Source organism: Streptomyces yamdrokensis (assembly GCF_053890455.1).
Genome location: NZ_CM132679.1, coordinates 6,186,945 through 6,209,544, shown reverse-complemented (window position 1 = coordinate 6,209,544; position 22,600 = coordinate 6,186,945). Strand labels below are relative to the sequence as shown.

General features: G+C 72.3%; 22 protein-coding genes and 1 pseudogene. 15 read left to right on the top strand and 8 right to left on the bottom strand.

What is annotated here, in order from left to right; all coding sequences use genetic code 11:
* Positions 1–176: 176 nt before the first annotated feature.
* The 9 genes from ACWZEH_RS27595 to ACWZEH_RS27555 are packed head-to-tail and all read left to right on the top strand — an operon-like array spanning position 177 to position 10,176.
* A complete protein-coding gene (locus tag ACWZEH_RS27595) occupies positions 177–1,430 on the top strand; it encodes an inositol-3-phosphate synthase (RefSeq protein ID WP_456193785.1) in 1,254 nt (417 codons plus the stop codon).
* Positions 1,427–2,377, top strand: a complete 951-nt coding sequence (locus ACWZEH_RS27590; RefSeq protein WP_456193784.1) for a hypothetical protein — start codon at positions 1,427–1,429, stop codon at positions 2,375–2,377. Before ACWZEH_RS27595 ends, ACWZEH_RS27590 begins: the two co-directional genes overlap by 4 nt.
* Entirely contained in the window at positions 2,374–3,624 is a 1,251-nt protein-coding gene (locus tag ACWZEH_RS27585) for a class I SAM-dependent methyltransferase (RefSeq protein ID WP_456193783.1), read from the top strand. Before ACWZEH_RS27590 ends, ACWZEH_RS27585 begins: the two co-directional genes overlap by 4 nt.
* Positions 3,618–4,793, top strand: coding sequence for a Gfo/Idh/MocA family protein (locus tag ACWZEH_RS27580; RefSeq protein ID WP_456193782.1), 1,176 nt, complete (start codon positions 3,618–3,620; stop codon positions 4,791–4,793). Before ACWZEH_RS27585 ends, ACWZEH_RS27580 begins: the two co-directional genes overlap by 7 nt.
* The gene (locus tag ACWZEH_RS27575) at positions 4,790–5,617 is read left to right on the top strand and encodes an MBL fold metallo-hydrolase (RefSeq protein ID WP_456193781.1); all 828 of its coding nucleotides are present in this window, start codon (positions 4,790–4,792) and stop codon (positions 5,615–5,617) included. The genes ACWZEH_RS27580 and ACWZEH_RS27575 overlap by 4 nt, the downstream gene beginning before the upstream one ends.
* Positions 5,614–7,101 (top strand): YcaO-like family protein, encoded by a 1,488-nt coding sequence (locus tag ACWZEH_RS27570; RefSeq protein ID WP_456193780.1) that lies wholly within the window; start codon positions 5,614–5,616, stop codon positions 7,099–7,101. Before ACWZEH_RS27575 ends, ACWZEH_RS27570 begins: the two co-directional genes overlap by 4 nt.
* A complete protein-coding gene (locus tag ACWZEH_RS27565) occupies positions 7,098–8,021 on the top strand; it encodes a sugar phosphate isomerase/epimerase family protein (RefSeq protein WP_456193779.1) in 924 nt (307 codons plus the stop codon). The genes ACWZEH_RS27570 and ACWZEH_RS27565 overlap by 4 nt, the downstream gene beginning before the upstream one ends.
* Positions 8,018–9,298 (top strand): glycosyltransferase family 4 protein, encoded by a 1,281-nt coding sequence (locus tag ACWZEH_RS27560; RefSeq protein ID WP_456193778.1) that lies wholly within the window; start codon positions 8,018–8,020, stop codon positions 9,296–9,298. Before ACWZEH_RS27565 ends, ACWZEH_RS27560 begins: the two co-directional genes overlap by 4 nt.
* The gene (locus tag ACWZEH_RS27555; RefSeq protein ID WP_456193777.1) at positions 9,298–10,176 is read left to right on the top strand and encodes a PIG-L deacetylase family protein; all 879 of its coding nucleotides are present in this window, start codon (positions 9,298–9,300) and stop codon (positions 10,174–10,176) included. The genes ACWZEH_RS27560 and ACWZEH_RS27555 overlap by 1 nt, the downstream gene beginning before the upstream one ends.
* Before the next feature lie 354 nt (positions 10,177–10,530).
* On the opposite strand, the gene ACWZEH_RS27550 is transcribed toward ACWZEH_RS27555, so the two are convergent.
* The 3 genes from ACWZEH_RS27550 to ACWZEH_RS27540 all read right to left on the bottom strand — a co-directional run bounded on the left by ACWZEH_RS27550 (position 10,531) and on the right by ACWZEH_RS27540 (position 14,738).
* Entirely contained in the window at positions 10,531–11,850 is a 1,320-nt protein-coding gene (locus tag ACWZEH_RS27550; RefSeq protein ID WP_456193776.1) for an SPFH domain-containing protein, read from the bottom strand.
* On the bottom strand, positions 11,847–13,523 hold the full coding sequence (locus tag ACWZEH_RS27545; protein ID WP_456193775.1) for an SPFH domain-containing protein: 1,677 nt from the start codon (positions 13,521–13,523) through the stop codon (positions 11,847–11,849). Before ACWZEH_RS27545 ends, ACWZEH_RS27550 begins: the two co-directional genes overlap by 4 nt.
* A gap of 312 nt (positions 13,524–13,835) precedes the next feature.
* Entirely contained in the window at positions 13,836–14,738 is a 903-nt protein-coding gene (locus ACWZEH_RS27540) for a TIGR03619 family F420-dependent LLM class oxidoreductase (protein ID WP_456193774.1), read from the bottom strand.
* A 424-nt stretch (positions 14,739–15,162) separates the two neighbouring features.
* Here ACWZEH_RS27540 and ACWZEH_RS27535 point away from each other — a divergent pair, with 424 nt between their 5' ends.
* Both ACWZEH_RS27535 and ACWZEH_RS27530 read left to right on the top strand, forming a co-directional pair.
* Entirely contained in the window at positions 15,163–15,822 is a 660-nt protein-coding gene (locus tag ACWZEH_RS27535) for a formylglycine-generating enzyme family protein (RefSeq protein WP_456199861.1), read from the top strand.
* A 471-nt stretch (positions 15,823–16,293) separates the two neighbouring features.
* On the top strand, positions 16,294–16,719 hold the full coding sequence (locus ACWZEH_RS27530) for a hypothetical protein (protein ID WP_456193773.1): 426 nt from the start codon (positions 16,294–16,296) through the stop codon (positions 16,717–16,719).
* Positions 16,720–16,765: 46 nt separating this feature from the next.
* On the opposite strand, the gene ACWZEH_RS27525 is transcribed toward ACWZEH_RS27530, so the two are convergent.
* Together ACWZEH_RS27525 and ACWZEH_RS27520 are read right to left on the bottom strand one after the other, a co-directional pair.
* On the bottom strand, positions 16,766–16,957 hold the full coding sequence (locus tag ACWZEH_RS27525; RefSeq protein WP_456193772.1) for a DUF397 domain-containing protein: 192 nt from the start codon (positions 16,955–16,957) through the stop codon (positions 16,766–16,768).
* Complete coding sequence (locus tag ACWZEH_RS27520) at positions 16,954–17,847, bottom strand: helix-turn-helix domain-containing protein (RefSeq protein WP_456193771.1); 894 nt, start codon at positions 17,845–17,847, stop codon at positions 16,954–16,956. The genes ACWZEH_RS27525 and ACWZEH_RS27520 overlap by 4 nt, the downstream gene beginning before the upstream one ends.
* Positions 17,848–18,166: 319 nt before the next feature.
* Between ACWZEH_RS27520 and ACWZEH_RS27515 the strand changes: the two genes are divergently transcribed.
* Together ACWZEH_RS27515 and ACWZEH_RS27510 are read left to right on the top strand one after the other, a co-directional pair.
* Positions 18,167–18,391: a DUF397 domain-containing protein gene (locus ACWZEH_RS27515; RefSeq protein ID WP_456193770.1), complete on the top strand. Its 225-nt coding sequence runs from the start codon at positions 18,167–18,169 to the stop codon at positions 18,389–18,391.
* 82 nt (positions 18,392–18,473) lie between these two features.
* Positions 18,474–18,941: a hypothetical protein gene (locus tag ACWZEH_RS27510; protein WP_456193769.1), complete on the top strand. Its 468-nt coding sequence runs from the start codon at positions 18,474–18,476 to the stop codon at positions 18,939–18,941.
* Positions 18,942–19,052: 111 nt separating this feature from the next.
* On the opposite strand, the gene ACWZEH_RS27505 is transcribed toward ACWZEH_RS27510, so the two are convergent.
* Positions 19,053–19,460: a MerR family transcriptional regulator gene (locus tag ACWZEH_RS27505; protein ID WP_456193768.1), complete on the bottom strand. Its 408-nt coding sequence runs from the start codon at positions 19,458–19,460 to the stop codon at positions 19,053–19,055.
* 49 nt (positions 19,461–19,509) lie between these two features.
* Between ACWZEH_RS27505 and ACWZEH_RS27500 the strand changes: the two genes are divergently transcribed.
* Positions 19,510–20,394: an NAD(P)-dependent oxidoreductase gene (locus ACWZEH_RS27500; protein WP_456193767.1), complete on the top strand. Its 885-nt coding sequence runs from the start codon at positions 19,510–19,512 to the stop codon at positions 20,392–20,394.
* A 514-nt stretch (positions 20,395–20,908) separates the two neighbouring features.
* The gene (locus tag ACWZEH_RS27495; protein WP_456193766.1) at positions 20,909–21,358 is read left to right on the top strand and encodes an ATP-binding protein; all 450 of its coding nucleotides are present in this window, start codon (positions 20,909–20,911) and stop codon (positions 21,356–21,358) included.
* A 46-nt stretch (positions 21,359–21,404) separates the two neighbouring features.
* Here ACWZEH_RS27495 and ACWZEH_RS27490 read toward each other — a convergent pair.
* Positions 21,405–21,719, bottom strand: a pseudogene (locus ACWZEH_RS27490) (hypothetical protein); the annotation flags it as partial.
* Between the two features lie 61 nt (positions 21,720–21,780).
* The gene (locus ACWZEH_RS27485) at positions 21,781–22,404 is read right to left on the bottom strand and encodes a hypothetical protein (RefSeq protein WP_456193765.1); all 624 of its coding nucleotides are present in this window, start codon (positions 22,402–22,404) and stop codon (positions 21,781–21,783) included.
* Positions 22,405–22,600: the final 196 nt, after the last annotated feature.

Sequence of the window (22,600 nt, the reverse complement as noted above, 5' to 3'; positions counted from 1 at the left end):
TCTTTCCGCAGGTGCGTTGACCAGTGGCCGCGCGAACACTCGGTGGCATCGCCGCGGTGCACCCGACTGCGATGCGAGACAAGGTTTCCGCGGACCGCGCAGGAGCGCCGGCCGTGCCCGTGACCCCTGCACGGAGCCCGGCCGTGTCCCCGTGGGCGAAGCGAACGGAGAGAACGATGCACGAGGGACCGACCGAGGCCCGATCCGCCCGGCACAAGACCCCGAAACCGACGGCGGGACGGCTGGGAGCCGCCGTCGTGGGGCTGGGAGGGGCAGTCGCGACCACCGCCGTGGCCGGGGTGGAACTGCTCAGGCTCGGCATCTGCGGACGGGACGGGCTGCCGCTGGCGTCGCGCACGGATCTCGTGCCCTACGAGGATCTGGTGTTCGGCGGCTGGGACATCTCGGCCGACGACCTGGCCAAGGCCGCTCACCTGCACCGCGTTCTGGAACCGGCCCAGATCGAGGCCGCGGCTGCCCGGCTGCAGCAGCTGCGGCCGTGGCCGGCGGTGGCGGACCCGGCCTACTGCCGCGCGGTGACCGGCGCCCATGTCGTGCCGTTCGACAGCCCGCGCGAGCGCACGGAACGCATCCGGGAGGACCTGCGGCGTTTCCGGGACGAACAGGGCCTCGACGAGGTGGTCGTGGTCAACCTCGCCTCGACCGAGCGCCTGCCCGACACCACATCGCCCGCCCTCGCCTCGCCCGAGGCGTTCGAAGCCGCGCTGGACACGGGCGACGGGGCGATCACCCCCGCCATGCTCTACGCCTATGCCGCACTGCGGGAAGGCATGCCGTACCTCAATTTCACCCCCAGCTGCGCGGCCGACGTGCCGGCACTGATACGCCTGGCCGAGCGGCAGGGCGTGCCGATCGCCGGCAAGGACGGCAAGACCGGGCAGACGATGGTCAAGACGGTGCTCGCCCCCGCTCTGCGCTCGCGGGCGCTGCGGGTGGAGGGCTGGTACTCCACCAACCTGCTGGGCAATCGCGACGGCCGGGCGTTGGAGGACCCCGACTCGATGGCCAGCAAGACGGCCACCAAGGAGTCGGTGCTGGACGCGGTGCTCGGTTACCCGGTGGAGGACCACCAGGTGCGCATCGAGTTCTACCGGCCGCGCGGCGACGAGAAGGAGGCGTGGGACAACGTCGACCTCGTCGGCTTCCTCGGCCGCCGCATGCAGATGAAGATCGACTTTCTGTGCCGGGATTCCGTCCTGGCCGCTCCGCTGGTGCTGGAGCTGATCCGGTTGCTGGCCGAGGCGCGGCGCCGCGGGGAGCGCGGAGTGCAGGAGCAGTTCGGGTTCTTCTTCAAGGCCCCGATGACCGCCGACGGGAGCGTCCCGGAGCACGCCCTGCACCGCCAGGAGCAGGCCCTGCTGGCCTGGCTGGACGACAAGGGCCGGACCACGACGGGCGGACGGTCGTGACGCAGGCCGCTCCCCGTTCCGCGCGGCAGGACGGGCGGGTGCCGCGCGGAGCCCTGCGGGCGGTCGTTCCGCTGCTGCGTGAGATCGGCGATCTCAAGAGAGTCCGTACGGCCGGCAGCGGCGCTTCCGTGGCGGAACGTTCCTTCTGCCGTTCGTGGGCGGAGCTGATGCGGGACGGGGATCCCGACCGGATCGCTGTGCGCGCATGCGCGGCCGCCGTGGCCGGCGCGCGTCTGGCCGGGATCGACGGCCCGGTGCTGCGACGGTGCGGGCTGACGGCCGGGGACGCGGTGGACGTGCTGAAGCGGTCCGTCGCCCAGCACGCGGACCGGCTGGACCCGGTGACGGCCGGTCTGCTGGTCGAGGCACTGCCCGACCTGGTGCGGGACCCGTGCGGCACGGACGCGGCCCCCGGGTTCGCGGCCGCGCTGTGCGCCCAGCCCCGGGCGGGCGCCACGTGTCCTGGACGACCGCGGCTGATGGTCGAGCCGCCCGAGAGCCACGGCGACCACTGCTGGGCGGTGGCGGTCTACGGGGTGCTGCTGGCCGAGTCCTTCGGTGCCGCTCCCGGCGACGCCTTCCTGCTCGGCCTGGCCCACCACCTGCACAACGCCGTGCTGCCCGACGCGGGCTTCGCCGGGGAGGAACTGCTGGGCCGGCACCTGCCCACGGTGCTCGCGCGGCTGACGCGACGGCGACTCGCCGGCCTGCCCGGGACGCTCGCCGCGCGCGTGGAGCCGCTGCTCGCTCTGCGTGCGGGGGCCGACGCCCCGGCCGCACGGGCTTTCCACGCCGCCGACGTGCTCGACCGCGTGCTGCAGGTCCGCCACCACGCGCGAGCCGCAGCCTTCACCGCCGAGCAGGCCCTGGAGGACCTGGACCTGGTGCACGCGTGCGCGGTGTCCGGCTTCCACCGGGCGGTGCTGGACGCGGCGGAGACGGCGTGAGGGGCCCGGCGGGCCACGCGGCGGCCGGCCACGCGACAGCCGGCCCCGCGGCGGCCGAGGACCGGACGGCCGGCGGCGCGGCGGGGCCGGGCACGGCCGGCCTGGTCAGCCCCGGCAACGGGGCCCCGCTGCGGGCCTGCGGCCCCGGGCTGCTGTCCGACGGCGAACGGCGCTGGCCCGTCGTGGCGGGCATCCCCTGGCTGCGCACCGGCCGCGAGGAACTGCGTCGGCGGGCGGTGCGCCGCATCGAGGAGGGCGACCCGGACGGTGCCGCGCTCGTCCTGCTCGCCGACACCGACGACTGGTGGGACGGCCCGGCCCCGCCCCCGGGCGATGTGCGTGCCGCGCTGAGGTCGGCCACCCTGCGCGAGGCGGTGACGCTGCTGGGCATGGGCAGGGTCGGGGCGTACTTCCTGCACCGGTGGAGCGATCCGACCTGGCTGGCCGTGCTCGCCCTGACCGCACGGCACTCCCCCGGTCGTCTGCCGGTGCTGGAACTGGCGTGCGGCGCCGGGCACCTGCTGCGGGAACTGCGGCTGCGCGGGCACCGTGACGTGACCGGAATCGACGTGGTCTTCGCCAAACTGTGGCTGGCCCGTCGCTTCGTCGTCCCCGGGGCACGGCTGGTGTGCGCCGACGTCACCGCGCCGTGGCCGCTGCGGCCTTCGGGCCGTCCCGCCCACGTGGCCTGCCACGACGCCCTGTACTTCCTGCCGCGCAAGGAGGAGGTGGTACGGCGCGCGCTGGCGTACGCCGGCGGTGGCGGTGTCGTCCTGGGCCACTGCCACAACTCCCTCGTGAACGGGCCGGCCGCCGGCCTCCCGCTGGATCCGGCCGGATGGCGCGCGCTGCTGCCGGGGGCGGTCTGCTACGACGACGCCGACCTGACCCGCGCCGCACTGGACGGGACGCCTCCCCGGCCGCGAGGAGCCGGGGAGCTGGCCGGCTGCGAGGCCATGGCCCTGGTGAGCGTCCCGCCTCCGCCGCCCGTGCACGGTCCCCTCTCGCCCGACCGGCCCGTTCCCGGGCGGTCCCTGCGTCCCAACCCGCTGTACCACGACGGTCTGCTGCGCTGGCCCGGGGAACGCTGGCGGGACGAGTACGGGCCCGCCGCCCGCTCCTACCTGCCCGACCGCGTCGACCTCTCCCCCGCCCTGCTCGCCGACGCCCGGGCCGGACGGCTGACGCCGCGGGTGGCCGATCTGGCCCGCCGCCGGGTGCTTGTGGACCTCCCGGAGCGATGGTGAACGCGGCGAACGGGCAGGCCGTCCCCGCTCCCGCCGCCGAGTGCCGATGGGCGGTCACCGGCTGCGGCTGGGTGGCCCGGGACCACTTCCTGCCCGGACTGCTGGCGGCCGCCGACAGCGGGGCCGGCGGCCCGTCGCCCCGTCTCGTCGCCGTGACCGACACCGATCCGGCGGCCGCCGCCCGGCTGGCGGTCCGGGCGCCCGGTGCCCGGACCGCCGCCGACCTCACCTCCCTGCTGGCCGTGCACCGGCCCGAAGCGGTGTACGTCGCGACGCCCAACCACGCCCACCGCCCCGCGGCCGCGACGGCCGCGGCGGCGGGGGCCGCGGTGCTGTGCGAGAAGCCGCTGGCCGCCGGCATCGCCGACGCCGAGCGGCTGGTCGCCGCCTGTGACCGGGCGGGGGTTCTGGCGGCGACCGCCTACGACCAGCGTTTCCACCCGGCACACCAGGCCGCGCGGGAGGTGGTGGCCTCCGGGGCCCTGGGAACGGTCACGGCGGTGCGGATCACCTACGGCTGCTGGCTGCCGCCCGCCTGGTCGCCGGACGGCCGCCCGTACGACAACTGGCGCGTCGATCCGGCGCGGGCGGGCGGCGGGGCCGCCCTGGACCTCGCGCCGCACGGACTGGACCTGGTGGGTGTCCTGCTCGGAGGGGACGACGTGGCGGAGTTGACGGCGCTGGTGCAGCACCGCGTCCACCCCTATCCGGTCGACGACGGCGCCGTGCTGGCCGGCCGCACCGGTGACGCGGTCCTGGTCGGCCTGCACGTCGCCTACAACACCCCGGACACGCTGCCCCGCCGCCGGCTCGAGATCGTCGGCACCCTCGGGCAGCTGACCGCCGTCGACACACTCGGCCAGGAGCCCGGGGGGCGGTTGTGGCTCACCGGCGCGGACACCGCGCGCCGCGTTCCCGTGCCGTTCGACACCGACGCGTCCCCCTTCGCCCTCCAGATCGAGAGGTTCTCCGCGGCCGCGCTCGCGGTGCGTGCCGGCCGCCCGGTTCGGCGGACCTGGCCGTGGCCGCTGCACCGCGACCTGGCCCTGCACCGGCTGCTGCTCGAGGCGCTGTCCCGCGCCCGCGCGGTCCGCGCGCCGGACACGTCCCTGCCGCCGGACACGTCCCTGCCGCCGGTCCCGTCCACCGCCGAGGAAGGCCGACGATGACCCTGTCGATGTACGCCTGCACCAACTGCGGACACTGGCAACGGTGGTTCACCACCCCGCCCGCCTGCCCGGTCTGCTGCGACGTACGCAACGCACTGCCCGAGGAGGGCTGGGATCTCTGCGACGAGAAGACGGTCGACGCCCTCCTGGTCGCGGACTGGTACCGGCCCGCGCCGGGCGTCACCGGATTCCGTGCTTCGCCGGTCTTCGGCCTGGGCCCGACGGGCTGGCTGATCGAGGCCGACGGCGGCAACGTCGCCTGGGAAGGCGCCCCCTACTACCCGCCCGACGCGCTGGCCGAGATCGAACGTCTCGGCGGCGTCAGCCGGCTGGGCGCCAGTCACGTTCACGGCTACGGCGCCCTGTGGCAGCTCCAGCGCCGTTTCGCCCCTGGAGTGGTGGCCGTCGGCGTACAGGATCTGCCGTGGACGAAGGCGTTCCGGGTCACCTGGCCGGTGGACGAACGTCTCGAGCTGGCGCCCGGCCTGACCGTGCACCGCACCGGAGGCCACTTCCCCGGCCACTGCGTGCTGCACGACGAACGCCGGAAGATCCTCTTCTGCGGCGACGCCCTCAAGGTCGACCTCGACGGCACCGTGCCGCGGGCCCTGTCCTGCCACAAGGCCTACCACGCCCGGATACCGCTCTCCCACGACGAGGTGCGCCACTACCGGTCGGTGATCGGCGCACTGGACTTCGAGGCGGTGGCCACCCCCTTCGAGTTCGCCTCCCCGGTGACCACCACGGACGTCCTGCGCCTGTTCGACCACCAGCTGGCCGGCCCGCCCGGCACGGCCGCCCTCCGGCTGGGAGGCGACCGGTGAGCGCCGCCGCCGAACACCCGGTGGTGCGGGCCTACCGGGACGCGCTGGCCCCCGGCCGACAGCAGGACTTCGACATCGGCGCGGCCGACCGCACCGGTCTGCCGGTTGTCTCGGCCGACCACCTGGACGCGGCCGGCGTCCGCAAGAACGCCTATGGATACGGAGCGGACCTCACCCGGGCCCGTATCGGCGCCTACGGCGAACTCACCGAGGGAGTCCTGCTCGCACGGCACATGGCCCGCACCGAACGCCGCCGCGCCTCCTACGCGGAACTGGTGCGCGAACGAGGCCGGGACCGGGTCGCCGACCCGGTCGGCCTCGTACTGCCGGCCGGCGCGGACTACGGCCCCGAGCGCCCCCTGGACTGGGTGCCCGCACGCCGCCACCGCACCGGTGAGGACGTCGTGGTGCCCGCCGAGTTCGCCGCCTCCTGCGGCTTCGACCTGCCGGGCGGTCCGCCACCCGGCGGCTGGCTGACCACACCGGTCACCAACGGGCTGGGAGCCGGAGACACCCGGGAACGGGCCCTGTCCCACGCGCTGCTGGAGATTCTCCAGCGCGACGGCAACGCCACCGCGCACCGCGCGATGGACCAGGGCGTGGTCGTCGACCTGGACGAGGTGGACGACCCGGTCACCCGCCGCCTCCTCGACCGGCTCCGGGAGGTCGGCATCGAGGTGCTGCCCAAGCTGGCCTCCACCCAGTTCGGACTGGCCGACGTCCACGTCGTCGGCACGGACGAGACCCCGGGAACGCGCGAGGGCGCGGCAGCGCTGGCCCTCACCGCGTGCGGCGAGGCCGCCCACCCGGACCGCGAGACGGCGTTGCGCAAGGCTCTGACGGAGTACGTCTCCTCCCGCGCGCGAAAAGTGTTCTCCCACGGCCCCCTGGAGACGGTCGCCCGCATCGCCCCGCCCGGGTACCTCGAACGCGAGCTGTCCTCGCCTCTGACGGAACAGGAGCCCAGAGCGCTGTCGGCCATGCGGGCCTGGGCCTCCCTGGACGCCCGGCGGCTGCGGGAGCTGCTGGAGCCCGCCGTGCTGTCCCGGCGGTCCACCGTGTCCTTCTCCTCCCTGCCGACCGTGCCGTCCGGATCGCTCGACGACCCCGCCGCTCTTCTCGAGGACCTGCTCCTGCGCCTGGCGGACTTCGACGTCCTGGTGATCGAGGCGGACGGCCGCGGGGCTCACGCGGTCAAGGTGCTCGTCCCCGGCATGGAGGTGGAGACCATGACCTACGCGAGGATCGGCGAACGCGGAATCCGCAGGCTCATGGAACGCGGGCACCCGCTGGCCGGAGTGGGGCCCCTCCCCCACCCCGGAGCACGGCCGGTGCACCTGACGCCCGGGGCACGCGAACGCCTCGGCGGTCCGGCCTGGTTCGACACCGAGGCCGCGCGGGCGGCGGTGGGGGCGCTGTATCCCCTCTACCGCGAACCCGACCGGCACGCACTGGCCCGCACCACCGCAGGAGCGCCCCGATGACAACACCCTCCGCCGACAGGCTGCGCTACGCCTACAACACCAACGGCATGACCTCGCACCGTCTGCACGACGCGCTGGCCCTGCTGGCCGACAGCGGGTACGACGGCGTCGCGCTCACCGTGGACGTGGCCCACCACGACCCGTTCGCGCCGGATCTGGCCGCCCGCACGGCGTCGCTGGCCCGCCGCCTGGACCGCCTTGGCCTGGGCAGCACGCTGGAGACCGGAGCGCGCTTCCTGCTGGACCCGCGGCACAAGCACGAGCCGACACTGATCACCGCCGATCCGGCCGGCCGGGCCCGCCGCCTGGCGTTCCTGCGCCTGTGCGTGGACATCGCCGCCGACCTGGGCAGTGAGGCGGTCTCGTTCTGGGCGGGCGTCCCGGCGGCGGGCACGGACACCGCCCCCGGCAGGACGGCGTGGGGCCACCTGGTCGAGGGGGCGCGCGCCGTCACCGCGTACGCGGCCGAACGGGGCGTCGTGGCGGCCTTCGAACCCGAGCCGGGCATGCTCGTCGAGGACTGCGCCGGCTACTGCCTGCTGGCGGCTCTCGTCCCCGGCCTGCGTCTGGCCCTGGACACCGGTCATTGCCTGGTCACCGGAGACCTGACACCGGATCAGGCGGTGGTGCGGCACGCCGGGGACCTCGGCGCGGTCGCCGTGGAGGACATGCCGTACGGCCGGCACGAGCACCGCGCCCCGGGCGAGGGCGACATGGACCTGCCCGCCGTCCTCGGCGCGCTGCGCGCCGTGCGGTACGACGGGCTGGTCAGCCTGGAACTGTCCCGCGACGCACACCGCGCCGACACCCTGGCGGGCTCCGCGCTCGAGGCGCTGCGCCGCGCCGAGGGCGCGGGAGCCGGCGGCCCCTCGCACTCCCCCGTCCCGCGCGGCGTCGGCGCACCACAGGGAGCACGATGAGGATCTGCTTCGTCTCACGGCGCTACTGGCCGGCCGTGTCGGGCATGAGCGCCTACGCGGAGAACCTGCTGCGGGCCCTGACCGCGGCGGGCCACGAGGTCACCCTGGTCTCGCAGTACCGCGGCGACCGCCAGGGCCGCGCCGTCTACGGCGGCGGCCCTCCCCCGCCCGAGCGGGTTCCCGACGGTGTGCGCCTGGTGGCGCTGGAATCCCGGGGTGAACAGGCCGTGGGCGACGGGCTGCCGGCGGACTTCGAAGCCGACGTCGCCGCACTGCGCGACACGATCGCCGGCCTGCACGCCCGCGAGCCGCTGGACGTCCTGCACGCCCAGTACGGCTACCCGACGGGGCTGGCCGTACTGGAGGCCTCCGAGCGGCTCGAAGTCCCCGCCGTGGTCTCCATCCAGGGCGGCGACGGCCACTGGGTCGGCACCTGCTGCACCACCCACCGCACGGCGATCCGCAGGGTACTGCGGGACACCCCGGCCCTCCTGATCGGCTCACCGTCCTTCAGGGACGAGGTCGCCGCCCGCCATCACACGGCGGCCGAGCGCTTCACCGTGGTTCCCGGAGCCACCGACACCGATCTCTTCAGCCCCGCGCCCGAACGGCGGCCGGGGGCCCTCGGCGATCCGCCGGTGCTGATCTACCACGGCCGGATCGATGTCCGCAAAGGCGTCCTGGACCTGCTGGAAGCGGTCCGGCTTCTTCACGCCGGGGGAAGACGGCTACGGCTGCGCTTCTCCGGTACCGGCCCCGACCTGGACCGGCTGACCCACCGGGCACGACGGCTCGGCCTGGCCGGCACCGTGGAGGTCCTCGGCCCCACCGGCTACCACGACGCCCCCGCCGTCTACCGCACGGGGGACGTCTTCGTCAGCCCCACCTGGGCCGAGGGTTTCTCCAACACCATTCTGGAAGCGATGGCCAGCGGACTGCCCGTGGTGTCGACCGACGTGGTCGGCGTGGTGGACTGCGTACGGGACGGTCTCAACGGGCTGCTGGTACCACCACGCGACCCCCACGCCCTGGCCGAGGCCGTCGGCCGGATGGTGGACGACGCGCCGCTGCGCGAGCGCCTCGCGCGCACGGCGCTGCGGCAGGTGCGGACCCGGTGGTCGTGGCCGGTGGCCGCCGCGCGCATCTGCGGCGTGTACGAGGAGGTGCGCGCCGCGCGGCCGGCCAAAACGAGGACCGGGGAGACCCGGGCCGGCGACGGCACAGCACCCGTCGTGGACCTGTCCTGCCGGTTCCGTCGCGAACCCCACCTGCTGTGATGCCGCCCGTTCCAGGCGTCGCAGGCGTCCGGACCGCCGTCGCCGTCAGCCCGCACCTGGATGACGCGGTCTTCTCCGTAGGAGGCGTACTGGCGCTGCTGTCCCGGACGGGCTGGCGCGTCCGGGTGATCACCTGCTTCACCGCGTCGGTCGACGATCCCTGCCCCTTCGCGCTGTCCACCCAGCTCGACAAAGGACTTCCTCCCGACGTGGACTACATGGCCCTGCGCCGCGCGGAGGACAGGGCCGCCCAGCGGCGGCTGGGCACCCTGCGACCGGTCCATCTCCCACTGCCCGAGGCCCCGCACCGCGGCTACGACAGCCCGTCGAGGCTTTTTTGGCCTCCCCGCCCCGACGACACGGCGGAAACGGAGCTGCGGCGACTGCTTCGCCACCACGTCGCGTCGGCTGACCTCGTTCTCGCTCCCCAGGCCATCGGCGGCCACGTCGACCACGTTCTCACCGCCCGGGCGGTCGCCGCCGCCGTACCGTCCCCGCGGATCGGCTGGTGGCGCGACATGCCCTATGCCGCCCGGGCGCCGCAGCCGGGCGCGGAGTCCCGGCGCGGCATGCCCAACGGGACGAGTGAGGTGACAGTCGACATCGGCGCCGTCCTGGCGGACAAGACCGCCGCAGCACAGTGCTATACGACCCAGCTCGGCTTCCAGTTCGGTGGTGACGGGCGGACGGGCACGGTCCTGTCCTCGACGGCCCGGTCCGAGGCCCTGCGCGCCGGGAAGTCGTACGTCGCCGGTGAATCGTTGAGGACCGGCCACGCGGCCCGCCGGATGCTGGAGGAATACGCCCTGTACGGAGGGCTCGGTAGTGCGGCAGGCTCCGCGGCGGGACGAAGCAACGCAACCGAGGGGTGCGAGTGATCCCGCCGTCGCCCACTTCGTCCCACCGGGCCCGCGCCCTCCGGCGCCCAGCGGCCCTGGGCCGCTGGGCCGCCGTCACCTCCTACGCGGCCGGCGTCGCCTCCCTCGTCCTCGGCGTCGCAGGCGAAGCCCCACCGCTGCCCGGGGAGGGATCCGCACCGCCCTCCCCGGGAGGCGACGGAAACCCGCACGCCCCCTCCCGCAGCTACAGCGACCGTCCTCCAGGGAGGGGAACTCGCTGAACAGCCGTACGACGGCCCGGACGCCCCGGGCACACACCCGCTGATCGCGTTCGGGGAGGGCTGCCCGCTGCCTCGCCGCGACACCGCGCGGGACCGCGCGGGACCGCGCGCCTCAGGCATCACCGTCCGCTCGTCCACCGTCGGAGTACGGCGTTGCGGACTCGGGCAGCCCCGTCATCCGCGGCAGCAGTTGTGCGGCGATCAGCGTCGAGAGGGCGGAGTGGTCGCCGCTGCCCCCGTCGGTGCGTACGACCACCGGCTGCGGTGCCTTCAGCACCAGTTCCGCTCCCACCTCGAGGCGGCGACGGGCCAGTTCGTACTGCAGCACCGCGCGGTTGTCGCGGTAGGACTGGGCGAGGGCGCGCTGGGCGCGAGCCTCGTTCTCGGCGGAGATCAGGCCGCTGCGGCCGCGGGTCTCGATCTCGAAACGTACCCGCTGGGCGTTGGTCTCCTGCTCCTCGAGCAGCTGGGCGACCTGCTCACGAGCCCTGTTCAACGCGGCCTTCACCTCGACGATGCGCGCGTCGCGCACCTTCTTCGCCCGCTCGATGTCCATGCCCAGGCTGTCGATACGGCGCTTGCGGATCAGGCCCCACTCCTGCTCGTACGCCGTACGTTCCTTGGCGATACGTTCCCTGGTGGCCAGGTGCTGCTGGTACTGGGTCGGCAGCTGGACGTCCGGGATGTTGGAGCCGGTGATGCGCACGCCGTAGCGCGAGAGCTGGCTGTTGAGCAGCTCCTGCATGTCGGCCACGTCCGAGCCCCGCAGGTCGTACGCCCGCTCCGTGCGCATTCTGCGCGCCCGCTGCCGGATGGCGTCCTGAACCGCGCTGGACAGGACCAGGTCGAAGTTGCCCGCGCCGATGGTGCGGACGAACAGCACCGCGTCCGTGATGCGGAACTTCAGGAAGAACTCGATCGACCGCAGCGGGACGTTCTCCTGCGTCGGGCAGGCCATCACCGGGGCCGAATACGGGATCTCGGTGGCCACGTCGACCACGAAGTCCACCCTCGACCACGGGTGCCAGAGGTAGTGGCGGCCGGCGTCCAGGGTGCCGGTGACCGCGCCGTAGCGGGTCAGGACGCCGTGGGTGCCCTGCTCGATCTCGACGATCGAGGAACGCCACCACCAGAGCGCGCCGATCAGGAGGAGGACGACCCCGGCGGCGTAGGAGAGGGTGGCGATCGCGCCGTACGCGATGTCCGCGGCGCTGTCGGCATCCGCCTCACGCAGGGTCAGCATCACGCCCGCAAGGAGCGCGAACAGGCCGAGCCACAGCGGCAGCATCCACCACAGCCTGCGCCGGTGGCGGGGAATGATGACCGGGGTGAGGGCGCCGGACTCGCCGCCGCGGAGCAGCTGGGCGATGTCGCTCCAGGGCGCCACCGCCTCGGAGATGACCGACCTGCGGTTCATACGTGCGGTACTCACTGACCGGCCTCCTCGGAGAAGTCGGTGGCGTCGGGGTTCTCATGCTTCTCGGCCTGTTGTTGGGCTGTCCGACCCGCGGTGGCCGCCGCACCCGCGGCGTCCGCCGTCTCTCCGATCGGCGCCGACGGGACGGTCGGCCGCTCGGCCTCCAGCAGCGTGCCGATCTCCGCCTGGCGTCCGGCGATACGGTCGGCGACCTCGGTCAGCCGCGACCGTACGTCGGCCATGTCCGCCTCGGTGAACAGCTCCTCCCCGCGCTCGCCGACCAGCTCCCGGGCCAGCTGCAGGAAGTCGACTCCGACGGCACCTCTGCCGTCCACCGAGCCTCCGATGCGGACCAGGCGCGGCAGGCGGTCGGCGACCTGCTCGAGGGTGTCGAGGATCTGCTGCTGGTAGCGGTACTCGAGGATCTCCGGAGCCTCGGCCGCGGTCATCGCGCGGATGTCGAGAGCCTGCGCCTCCAGCAGCGCCGCGTTGGCCTTCGCCTCGGACTCGGCCTGGACGTAGCGCTGACGGGCCAGCGCCTGGGCGCGGTTGGTCTCACGCTCCAGGGCGGTGTCCATCTGTGCCTGGTACTGCGCGATGTCGGCCTCGATGGCGGAGAGCGTCTCGTGGCTGGTCGCCAGTTCCTTGCTCAGGTCGCCCTCGTCCTGCTCCTTGCGGAGCATCAGTGCGTACTCGTGGGTGTACGCCTCCTTCGCCATCCGCACCATCTCCGGCGCGGCCAGGTCCATGCGGTACGCACGGTCGGACGGCTCGGCGTGCGTGATGTTGGCGTTGGTCAGCTCGACCGCGGGCCGGAACTGCTGGTTCAGCTGCTCGAGGAGCCGGCCGGTGTCCTCGCCGACCATGTCGTAGATCCCGGCCGCCTCCTGCTCGTAGATGAGGCTGCGGATCGTCTCGCTGACGGCGTTGCTGAGCTTCTCCTCGAAGCCGCGTACCGCACCCAGCGTGTAGACGAACTCGGTCGGGTCACTGATCCGGAACTGGATGAACAGGTCGATCGAGGCCTTCACCCCGCCCTTGGTCGGGGCCTCGCGCACCGGAGCGTTGAACGGGTACTCGCGGGTGGTGTTGAGGATGTACGAGACCCGCTTCCACGGGCTGATCAGGACCACCCGGCCGGGGCCGACGACCTTCTCCAGCTTCCCGAAGCGTGTGATCAGCGCCTGGCAGCCGTCCGGGACCATCACCATGCCCTGACGCCACCACACGAAGAGGACCGCGAGCACGGAGATGATCCAGTAGTGCAGCCCGAAGAGCGGATTGGTCAGCGGGCTGTCGTCCACGGTGGACACGACGGCGGTTCCCACCACGCCCAGGACGAGCAGCGACAGTACCGGCAGCATGCTCAGGAAGGAGCGGCCCTTCGGCAGCACCATGGGGCAGATCGCATGGACCTGCTCCCGGCCCTCGCGCTGCTGCTCGCTCTGGTTGAGCGCTTCGCCGGCCTCGTCGAGAGCGACGGTCTTCTGGTGCATGACCGTGGCTATGGAGCCGCCCTGTTCGCGGGCGGCCGGGAAGTCGGCGGGGTCCATGCCCTCTTCCTGCGGCGGGGACGAATCCCTGCCGGAGCCGTCCTGCCCCTGGTCCTGCTGCCGCCCGGTGCGCCGCCGGATCTCCTCTTCGGCCACCTGCCGCGGGTCGGCACCGGACGCCACCGTCGAGGCCATCCTGCGTAGGTTCTGGGTCCTCGCTTGTGCCACGGTTCTCCCTTTTCTTGTTTCCTGCTCGTCTTTTCGTTCGTCTCGCTTCAGGGCCTACTGCTTGTGCGTGATCTCGATCGTGCTACATGGTTCCGGCCATGTCACACCACGGGCGCGGGTGCGGGCAGCCGGGAGACCGATCGTGACCACACCGATGAGGAGAGGGATGCCCACCGGCGGCGTCGACGGACACCGCAGGGCATGTCGTCGCGGGTGCTTCCCCGGACCGGCCCGCGCCGCGCCACCGGGCCGGCGCCGGCCCCCCGGAGCGACCCGGGCTCAGCCCTTCGCCACGAGCCGGAGGATCTCCCGGGCGTGCTCGAGGGACCCCTCCACGGTGTCCACGTCGTACATCGAGTCGATCATGAAGTGGTCGATGCCCGTCCGCTCGTGGACCTCCTTGACCGTGTCGGCGACCCGCTCCGTGCTCGTGCCGGCGTCGATGTTCACCCGCAGCACGGTGTCGATCGCCTGGGGATCACGGCCGTGCTGCCGGGCCAGTTCGTCGAGCTGCGAGCGCTGCGCGACGAGCCCGTCGACGTCGACGTAACTGGGGACGGCGATCAGCGGCAGCCAGCCGTCACCGCGTCGGGCGACGCGGCGCAGGGCGCGCTCGGACATCGCGCCCAGGTAGAAGGGCGGACGCGGCTTCCGCGCCGGCTTCAGCGGCGAGTGGTGCTCGGGCACGGAGAGCTGCGCACCCTCGTACCGCGCCGGGTCGGTGGTCCAGATGGCGTCGAGGGCGTCGAGCAGTTCCTCCATGCGGGCACCGCGGCGGGTGAAGTCCAGGCCGGCCGCCTGGTACTCCTCGGGGGACCAGCCGACCCCGAAGCCGGGCAGCAGGCGTCCGCCGCTGATCAGGTCGATCGTCGTCAGCGACCGGGCCAGCTGAACGGGCGGGTAGAGCGGGGCGACGAGGACATGGGAGCCCAGCAGCACGCGGCTGGTCGCGGCGGCGGCGACGCCGAGGAGGACGAACGGGTCCGCCGCGGGGTTCAGTTCCTCCGGGATGGTGTTGCCCTGCCCGCCGTATCCCACGACCGGACGGACCGCGGCCAGGTTGCGGTCCCCCACCCACAGGCTGGCACCCCCGGCCTCCTCGATCGCGGAGGCGAACGCGGCCGTCTCGGCGATGCCGTACGCCTGGCGGTGGAACTGGGGGAGGGCGAAACCTGTCTTCATGGCGTCCTTCACACTGTGCTGCCGGCGGCCCGTCACTTCGGCTCCGCACCGGCATGATCATCGGATGTAATCCACCCTAGGCAGGCCCGGGCACGCTCAACATCCGGCACGCCGTACATAGTTGAAGATTCATGAATGATGTCGGGTCGCCAGTTCCCCCGAAGGGTCCGAGGAGCATCCCGCGGCCCGGTGACGACGCGTGAGAGAAGAGGTTCGCAGGCCCTCCCACGGGCTCCACCGCACGGATGGGAAGTGGCTCCACGGCGTACGAGGTTGATCCGGCCCCACCGCTGGGCGGACGGAGGTGCCGGGCACTGGTCCGACAACGGCTTTGCCGCCTCCTCGGATCCCTCGGGGGGATCGGTGGAGCGGTGGGAAGACGCCGGTAGGGTGGGCCATTGTGGACGTGGGGGCAGGAAACGAGATGGTCGCCGTCCCGTCGGGACGGGTGACGCTGTCGGACCGGCGGACGCAGAGCAGTTGGCCGGTCGAGGTCGCGCCGTTCCAGATGTCGGCGTTCCCGGTCACTCAGTCCTGGTACGCACTGGTCACAGGCCGACGGCCGAGTAGTACCCGAGGCGAGCGGCTGCCGGTCGAGGGTGTTTCGTGGTGGGACGCGGTCCAGTTCTGTAACACCCTGTCCCGGCGCGAGGGGCTGACGCCCGCGTACGACCTGTGCGCCGACGCCGGGACGGCCGAGTGGGACACCTCCGCAGACGGGTACCGGCTGCCGACCGAGGCCGAATGGGAGCACGCCTGTCGTGCGGGGACCACTGGCGCGAGGTACGGCCGGCTCGACGAGGTCGCCTGGTACCAGGGCAACTCCGACGGACGGATCCATGCTGTCGGCGGCAGGCAGCCCAACGCGTGGGGTCTGTACGACATGCTGGGCAACGTGTGGGACTGGTGCTGGGATGTCTACGACGCCGAGGTGTACGGCACCTACCGGGTACTCCGTGGCGGTGGATGGGCCGACGAGCACTGGAGCTGCCGGGCGTCGGTGCGGCGGCGCAGCCACCCGACCTTCCGGATCGACGACGTGGGTTTCCGCGTCGCGCGCTCCGCACCACCGCCTCGGCCATGACGGCCTCACTCCGAAACGGCCGGCTGAGCGGGTGCGAACCGTTCCGGGTGCGATGGAGACGCTGATGTGCCCCGGGTTGCGTGGAGTCGGGTTGCCGGGGTCCAGGCGATCAAGGGGATCGAGGGGATCGACTTCGGTTCGAACTCGATGGGTGTGAGCATGCCGAGTGCGGAGTGGCGTCGCCGCCGGTCCGCCCCTGGAGACCCCGCTCACCGAGGGCGGGTCCGGTACCCACCGCTCCCCCCTCACCCCGCCCCCCCGGCCAGGGGCTCCTCCACGACTGACCTGCCCCTGGGGTGGCCCCACCCGGTGGCACCCCAGGGCATGTCCCACCGCTCACCCGAGGAACCAACGCACGTGGTACGTCGAAGCCAGAGCAGCAACCCCCGTTCGGTCGTCGTCCTGACCTCGGGTACGGACTGGGGCACTCGTGCCGCCGGGCAGCGGCGAAGCAGCGGTGCCGAGTCCCCCATGCCCAAGCGGCAGCCCGCGAAGATCAAGGCATTGCAGCAGACCATCGGGACAGCCCGCCTGGCAATCAACACGAAGCACTGGAACGAGGCGCGTTACGCACTCAGCCGGGCCCGGGCCCTCATCAACGCTCTTCCCACCAACGTGACCGTTCAAGAACGCGAGCAGCTCTCAGCGCTCCGCAAGAAGTACGCGGCGCGCAACACGCCGGCCGCGAAGAACGCCAAGCAGGGGAACAAGCAGGGGAAGTCGGCACCGGCCAAGCGGGCGGGCGGCAAGAAGCCCGCCCCGAAAAAGCCCACGGCGAAGAACGTCGTGCAGAAGCCGAAGCCGGCGCCTGTGCGCGACCTCGGTGACCGTCTCATCAACCGCGTCGCCCTCGGCTACGGCCCCACAAACGAGACCAAGGGTTCCCGAACGCGGTGAAGGCGTACCGTTCGCCGCTCCAGCGGACGGCACGCCCTCAAGTCGCTCAGCGCTCCGACGCGAACCGCACGAACTGCCCCCAGCCTTCACGGCCGACGGCGAAGGACGGGCGGGTCACGTCCTTGGAGTCCCTTACGTGGACGGCCTGTTCGACGATCGCGACCTCCACGCAGTCGTCACCCTGGGTGCCGCTGTAGCTGGACTTGAACCAGGCGAGTTCCGACGTACCGCTGCTCATAGCTCTCCTCGCAGTCGCTCCAGCAGGTCCCGGGATTCCCTGGGGTTGAGGGCCTGCGAGCGCAGTGTGTCATAGCGCCGGCAGAGCAGGCTCATCTCTTTCGGGTCGGAGATCAGCCGACCGTTCTGCTGGCCCTCGGAGTACCCGAGCCGCCGCCCCTCCGGAGATTCCAAGATCCGCATGGGCCCGTCCAGGCACCCGTGGAACTCCAACTCCAACGGCACCACTTGCAGCGTCACGTTACGCGGCGCGGTCAGCGCAAGCACATGGTCCAGCATGCTCGTCTGCACCTGCGCGCCGCCCAGCCCGCGTCGGAAAACCGACTCCTCCACGATGAAGCCGAACGGCACTGTCGGCCGGTCCCGCATTATCGTCTGCCGCTCCATTCGGGCGGCGACCTGCGCCTCCGTCTGCTCGTCGGTCAGCAACGGGATGCTGTTGTCGAACACCGCCCGCGCATACGCCTCCGACTGCAACAACCCCGGAACCAACCGGCACTCGTACGTGCACAGGCTCACCGCCTCCCGCTCCAGCCGAGCCCACCGCCGGAACCACGCCGCAAGCCCCGCCTCCCCCCGCGTCAGATGCCGCGCGGCCTTCCGCAGCGCACCGGTGTTGCCGAGCGCCTCCTCCGCCCGCTCCACGAACGCCTCGTCCGGCATCCGCCGCCCCAACTCCACCGACTCGACCGTGTGTTTGGAGTACTGGACCCGGGCGCCCAGGTCGACCCGGCTGAGTCCCGCGTGCTCACGCAGTGCCTGGACGACGGCGCCGAACGTCCGCAGGCTGTCCGACGGATGCGGCTCCCGCTCCCACTCCCCCACCGGAACCGCCCGCGCACCGGCGCTCACGGCCCCGGCCGCCTCCCCCTCGACTCCGACGACGTCCATCCGCCACCCCTTTCCTCTCCTCCGTGCCGTGCCACGGCGGCTCCTCACGCCACCCGCGTTCACCTCCAGCCTGACGGACAATCAGACGTACCGTCCACTCTTCGTGTCCGTACGCTGACTCCGCGTACGGGGTGCCACACTCGTCCCCGCCCCGTCCGACCGCCACTCTGAGGTCACGGAGAGCGAGGAGAAACCGTCCGCGTCCGCCGGTCACCTGCGGAAACACCCGGGCGGCCGCCTCCCCTCCCGTGAACTCCCGCCCGGAGCGGGCGGCGGCGGCCGGACCCGGCCGCGTTCGGACGAGCTGGAAGGTGCAGTCATGCAGAACGGAACCACCCTGTACGCGCTCGACATCAGCGGGGCCTCGTTCACGAAGGCGTGCGGCGGCCCCTGCACCGAGGGGTGCGTGACCCTGGCCCGGATCGGTGAGGACGCCTGGGCCCTGGGCGACAGCAAGCGGCCCAACGCGCAGCCGTTGCGGTTCACCACGGAGGAGCTGGACGCCGCCGGTATCGACCCGGCGCGCTTCGGCCTCGGCGCCTGACCCCTCCCTCCCCTCCCTACCGCCGGCCGGGCCGGGGCCCCTCCCCGCGCCCGGCCGGCCCTTCTCGAAACGGGAACGGCTCGTGCACCACCACGCCTACCTGTGGACCGGTCCGAAGGAACGCTTCGACGACGAGGCCCTGCGGCGCCCCCCGCACCCCGATCCGCCCCCGGCCGGGAGCAGGCCGGAACTGATCGAGCGCTACCGCCAGGTGGCCGCGGAGTTCGCCACGTCGGACCTCCCGCCCCTGGAAACGGCGTACTGGCTCGTCAAGCCCCGCTCACTGGTCCGGGGCACCTGGGAGGAGGCGAAGGAGGCGGCGGCCTGGCTCGGCGAGCGGCTGGCCGAGTACACCCCCCGGCTCGCGTCGGAGGCCGACCGGGACACCGCGCGCCTGGTCCGGCTGGTGGACGCCGCCGCCGAACGCCTGCGCTCGGGCGCCGACGTGTCGTACGGCCACTACCTCGAACGCCCCTCGTACCTCTCCCTGGCCGTGGTGACGTGCTCCCCGAACCGCGCGGTGCCCGAACTGGCCTGCCCGGGCGCGTAGTCGGCCAGGGTCCTCCCGTACCGCGCGGGGCGGGGCTGCCCTCACGCCACCCCGCGCGGGTGCCTCGGCTTCGGCGAACAAGTCGAGCCGAGCCCGGGGCACCCTGGCTGCTCAGGCGGGAACGGGCTCCGTTCCGGCGTCGTCAAAGGGTGGATAGCTTTGGTTGCTCATTCGCTCGGCCGCATCGATGTAGTCGGCAAGAGCGTCGCGGGACTGAGCGAGCCTGTCCATCTGATCGTCCAGTCGCTGCAGCCGTGACCTCATCGCGGCCAGTAACTCGGGACACCCGAGCAGCTCCGGGACCTCTCCGACCGCACAGGGCAGCAGGTACGCGATGTCCTGGGAGGACAGACCGGCGCCGAGCAGGTGGCGAATCTGCTTCACCCGCAGCACGGCGTTCTCGTCATACTCGCGGTAGCCGTTCGCGCCGCGGTCCGGCCTGATCAGGCCCTGAGCCTCGTAGTAGCGCAACTGATGGGCGTTGACGCCCGTCCGATGACTCAGTTCCCCGATCCGCATCGAAACCTCGCTTGACCTTCACACCGGTATCAACGTTGACGATGCTGTCATGAACAGCAAAACCGATACACCCGTGACAGTCATCGGACTCGGACGGATGGGCCAGGCACTCGCCGGCGCGTTCCTGAAGGCCGGGCATCCCACGACCGTGTGGAACCGTACGGCCTCCAAGACCGATCAGTTGGTGGCCGACGGTGCGCGGCCGGCGCCAACGGTCGGCGACGCGCTCAAGACAGGTTCCCTGACGATTGTCTGCGTCACCGACTACCAGGCCGTACACAAGCTGCTCGGCGCGAGCGACGTCGCACTGGAGGGCACGACACTGATCAACCTGACCTCGGGCGACTCGGCCCAGGCCCGGGAAGCCGCCCAATGGGCCGAGCGGCGCGGCGCCCGTTACCTGGACGGCGCCATCATGGCCATCCCCTCGACGATCGGGACCGCCGAGGCGGTGATCCTGCACAGCGGGCCGCAGTCGGATTTCGAGGCGCACAAGCCGACACTCGACGCGCTCGGCACCGCCACCCACCTCGGCGCGGACCATGGGCTGGCGTCCCTGTACGACGTGGCCGGCCTGGCCATGATGTGGAGCGTCCTGAACGCCTGGCTTCAAGGAACTGCCCTGCTCAGGACGGCCGGTGTCGACGCCGCGACGTATGCGCCGTTCGCGCGGCAGATCGCTGCTGGTGTGGCCGAGTGGCTGCCTGGGTACGCCGAGCAGATCGACAGCGGCTCCTTCCCCGCCGAGGTGTCGGCCCTGGAGACCGACGCGCGGGCGATGGCACACTTGATCGAGGAGAGCGAGGCCGTGGGCGTCAACGCCGAACTGCCGAAGTTGATCAAGGCAATGGCCGACCGTTCGATCGCCGCCGGACACGGTGGGGAGCAGTATCCCGTGCTGATCGAAGAGTTCGGCAAACCCCGCAACGACTGACCGATACCGACACCGGGCTCCATCCCCGGCTTTCGCCGACGGGCTGCCCGGATCATGATCACGAACTTGGGAAGCGCCGTCCGGCCAGCAAGAACGAGGTTTGTCGAGGCCCTTGTTCCTGCCACCGCCGGAGGCGCTTCCCGGGTGAAGCACTCTGTCGGGGTCCCACCCCCGCGTCCGTGTCCGGGACGACGACCGCCAGGTCGTCTCCCATGCCGGGCCGCTCAGACAGCGGCCGGCCGGGTGAGCGGTTCTGGCGGCGCCGTCCTCAGCTCAGCGTCAGGTGCACCAGGTCGATCTGCTCGTCACGGGTCCGGCGAGACAGCGACTCTCCCCCGTGACGACGAAGCCGCGCTTCTGGCCACACATCGGGAACCCCCCAGCCGCCTTCCCGCGTTCCTCACACAGCGTGGCGGGAATCCGGCGTACCGCCCGCCTCCCCCACTCGTACGCCCACTCTCCGTACGGGGCGCGGCACTCACCCCCGCCTGCACCCGACCGCCACTCTGACGGCATGAACCACGCAACACCCCAAGTGGGCGCCTCCGTGGGCGCCTTCACCCAGCTGCTGTCGTCCACGCGGCGCGGGGCCCGGCTCGCCCGGCTCCTCGCCGTGGCCGAGCTGCACTCCCGGGGCGCTTCGCAGGATCTCACGGAGCGTGCCGAACTCGTCGTCGCGGAGCTCGCCGCCAACGCCGTCCTGCACGGCCGTGTGCCCGGCCGCTGCTTCCGGCTGACGCTCGTCCTCGAACCGTCCGCCGGCCTCCTCCGCGTCGAGGTCAGCGACGCCCGCGGAGACCTCCATCCGCACCCCCTCCCGGCGGACGCCGAATCCGACGCGCTCCACACCGGCGGGCGCGGTCTGACCCTCGTCACCGCCCTCGCCGACCACTGGGACTGCGTCCCCTACCCGCCCAGCGGCAAGACCGTCCGGGCGGTGCTGACGACACCGGTCGATAAGTGACGGCGGCGGCCGAGGAGAGCCGAGGCTCGCGCGCCCACACCCCCACAGGCAGCGCGGGGAACACGACCACCGAGCCGTCCTTGTCGCGGACGATCTCGATCGCGACGTCCGTCGGGCGGCCGTTGACCGCGACGCCCTCGCCCAGCCGGCGGATCCGGTGCGCCGTGCGCATCAGCCGATCGACCTCACCGGTCGTGAAGACGGGACGCACACTCCTCGGGCGTGCCAGCTCCAGCGTCGACAGGCGCAGCAGGACACCGGCGATGCCCGACTCCAGCTCGTCGAGGCGCTGCTCGTCGCGCCTGAGCGCACGGGTGAAGTTCTCGAACAGGTTGTCGGGCTCGCTCTGGGCGTGCTCGAGCTTGTCGGGCAGCGGATGCACCTCGAGTGTGGCGATCGGCCGGTCGGCACCCTCCATCGGGTCAGGAGTCCATGGACAGCGTGATGCCGAGGTCGAGGCGCATGTCACGGCGCAGGTCATGCAAGAGGCCGCGAGCGGCGTCGAGATGAGCCCGGACCTGCCGGGGGTCGTCCCGCTCGCGAGGGGTTCCCGCGTGCAGCCGCTTGAGGATCCCGTAAGCCTGGTTCAGTTCACGGTTCACGGCCGATGCGACGGTCAGTACGCTGTCGGGCACCACCATCTGGGCCTCCGCATAACAGGCCCGGTAGGCGATGCGTACCTCCTCCAGGTCTGCAAGCTCCTCCATCGGCTCCCGGCCGTCTCCGCCTCCGTCCGAGGGCAGCCGGTGAAGCTCGTTGGCGAGTGCCCCGAAGTAGCGGCGAGCGGCCTGGTTCAGGGCGGTGTAGTTCGCCCGGCGCAGCTCGAATATCCGTTCTTCCTCGCGGGCCTTGCCCTCAGCCCGCCGCAGGTGTTCGGCGTCACGGCGCTCCGCCTCCCGCGACCGCTCCGCGCTGCGCTGGGTCAGCCATGTCGCGCAGAGCGTCCCGCACACACCGACGACAGCCGCGATCAGCACCTCCATCGAAGTGCTCTCCTCCCGGTCGCCGGCCTCGAACGCGGTCGGCATGCCTCTGTCGGCCACCATGCCCGCTGAAGGAAAAGGAAAGCCCAAATCGGCCCGACGCGCTGGCCGTTACGGAAAGATGTCTCGGGTTTCGGTGTGCTTTTGTGGTCCACGTCGGTAATCTGCGGACATGAACCGCGACTCGGCGAAGAGCGACGGGGGCCCCGGCCGCGACGTGTTGGAATCCGGCTTGGCGCTGTTGCGGAGTCACTTACCC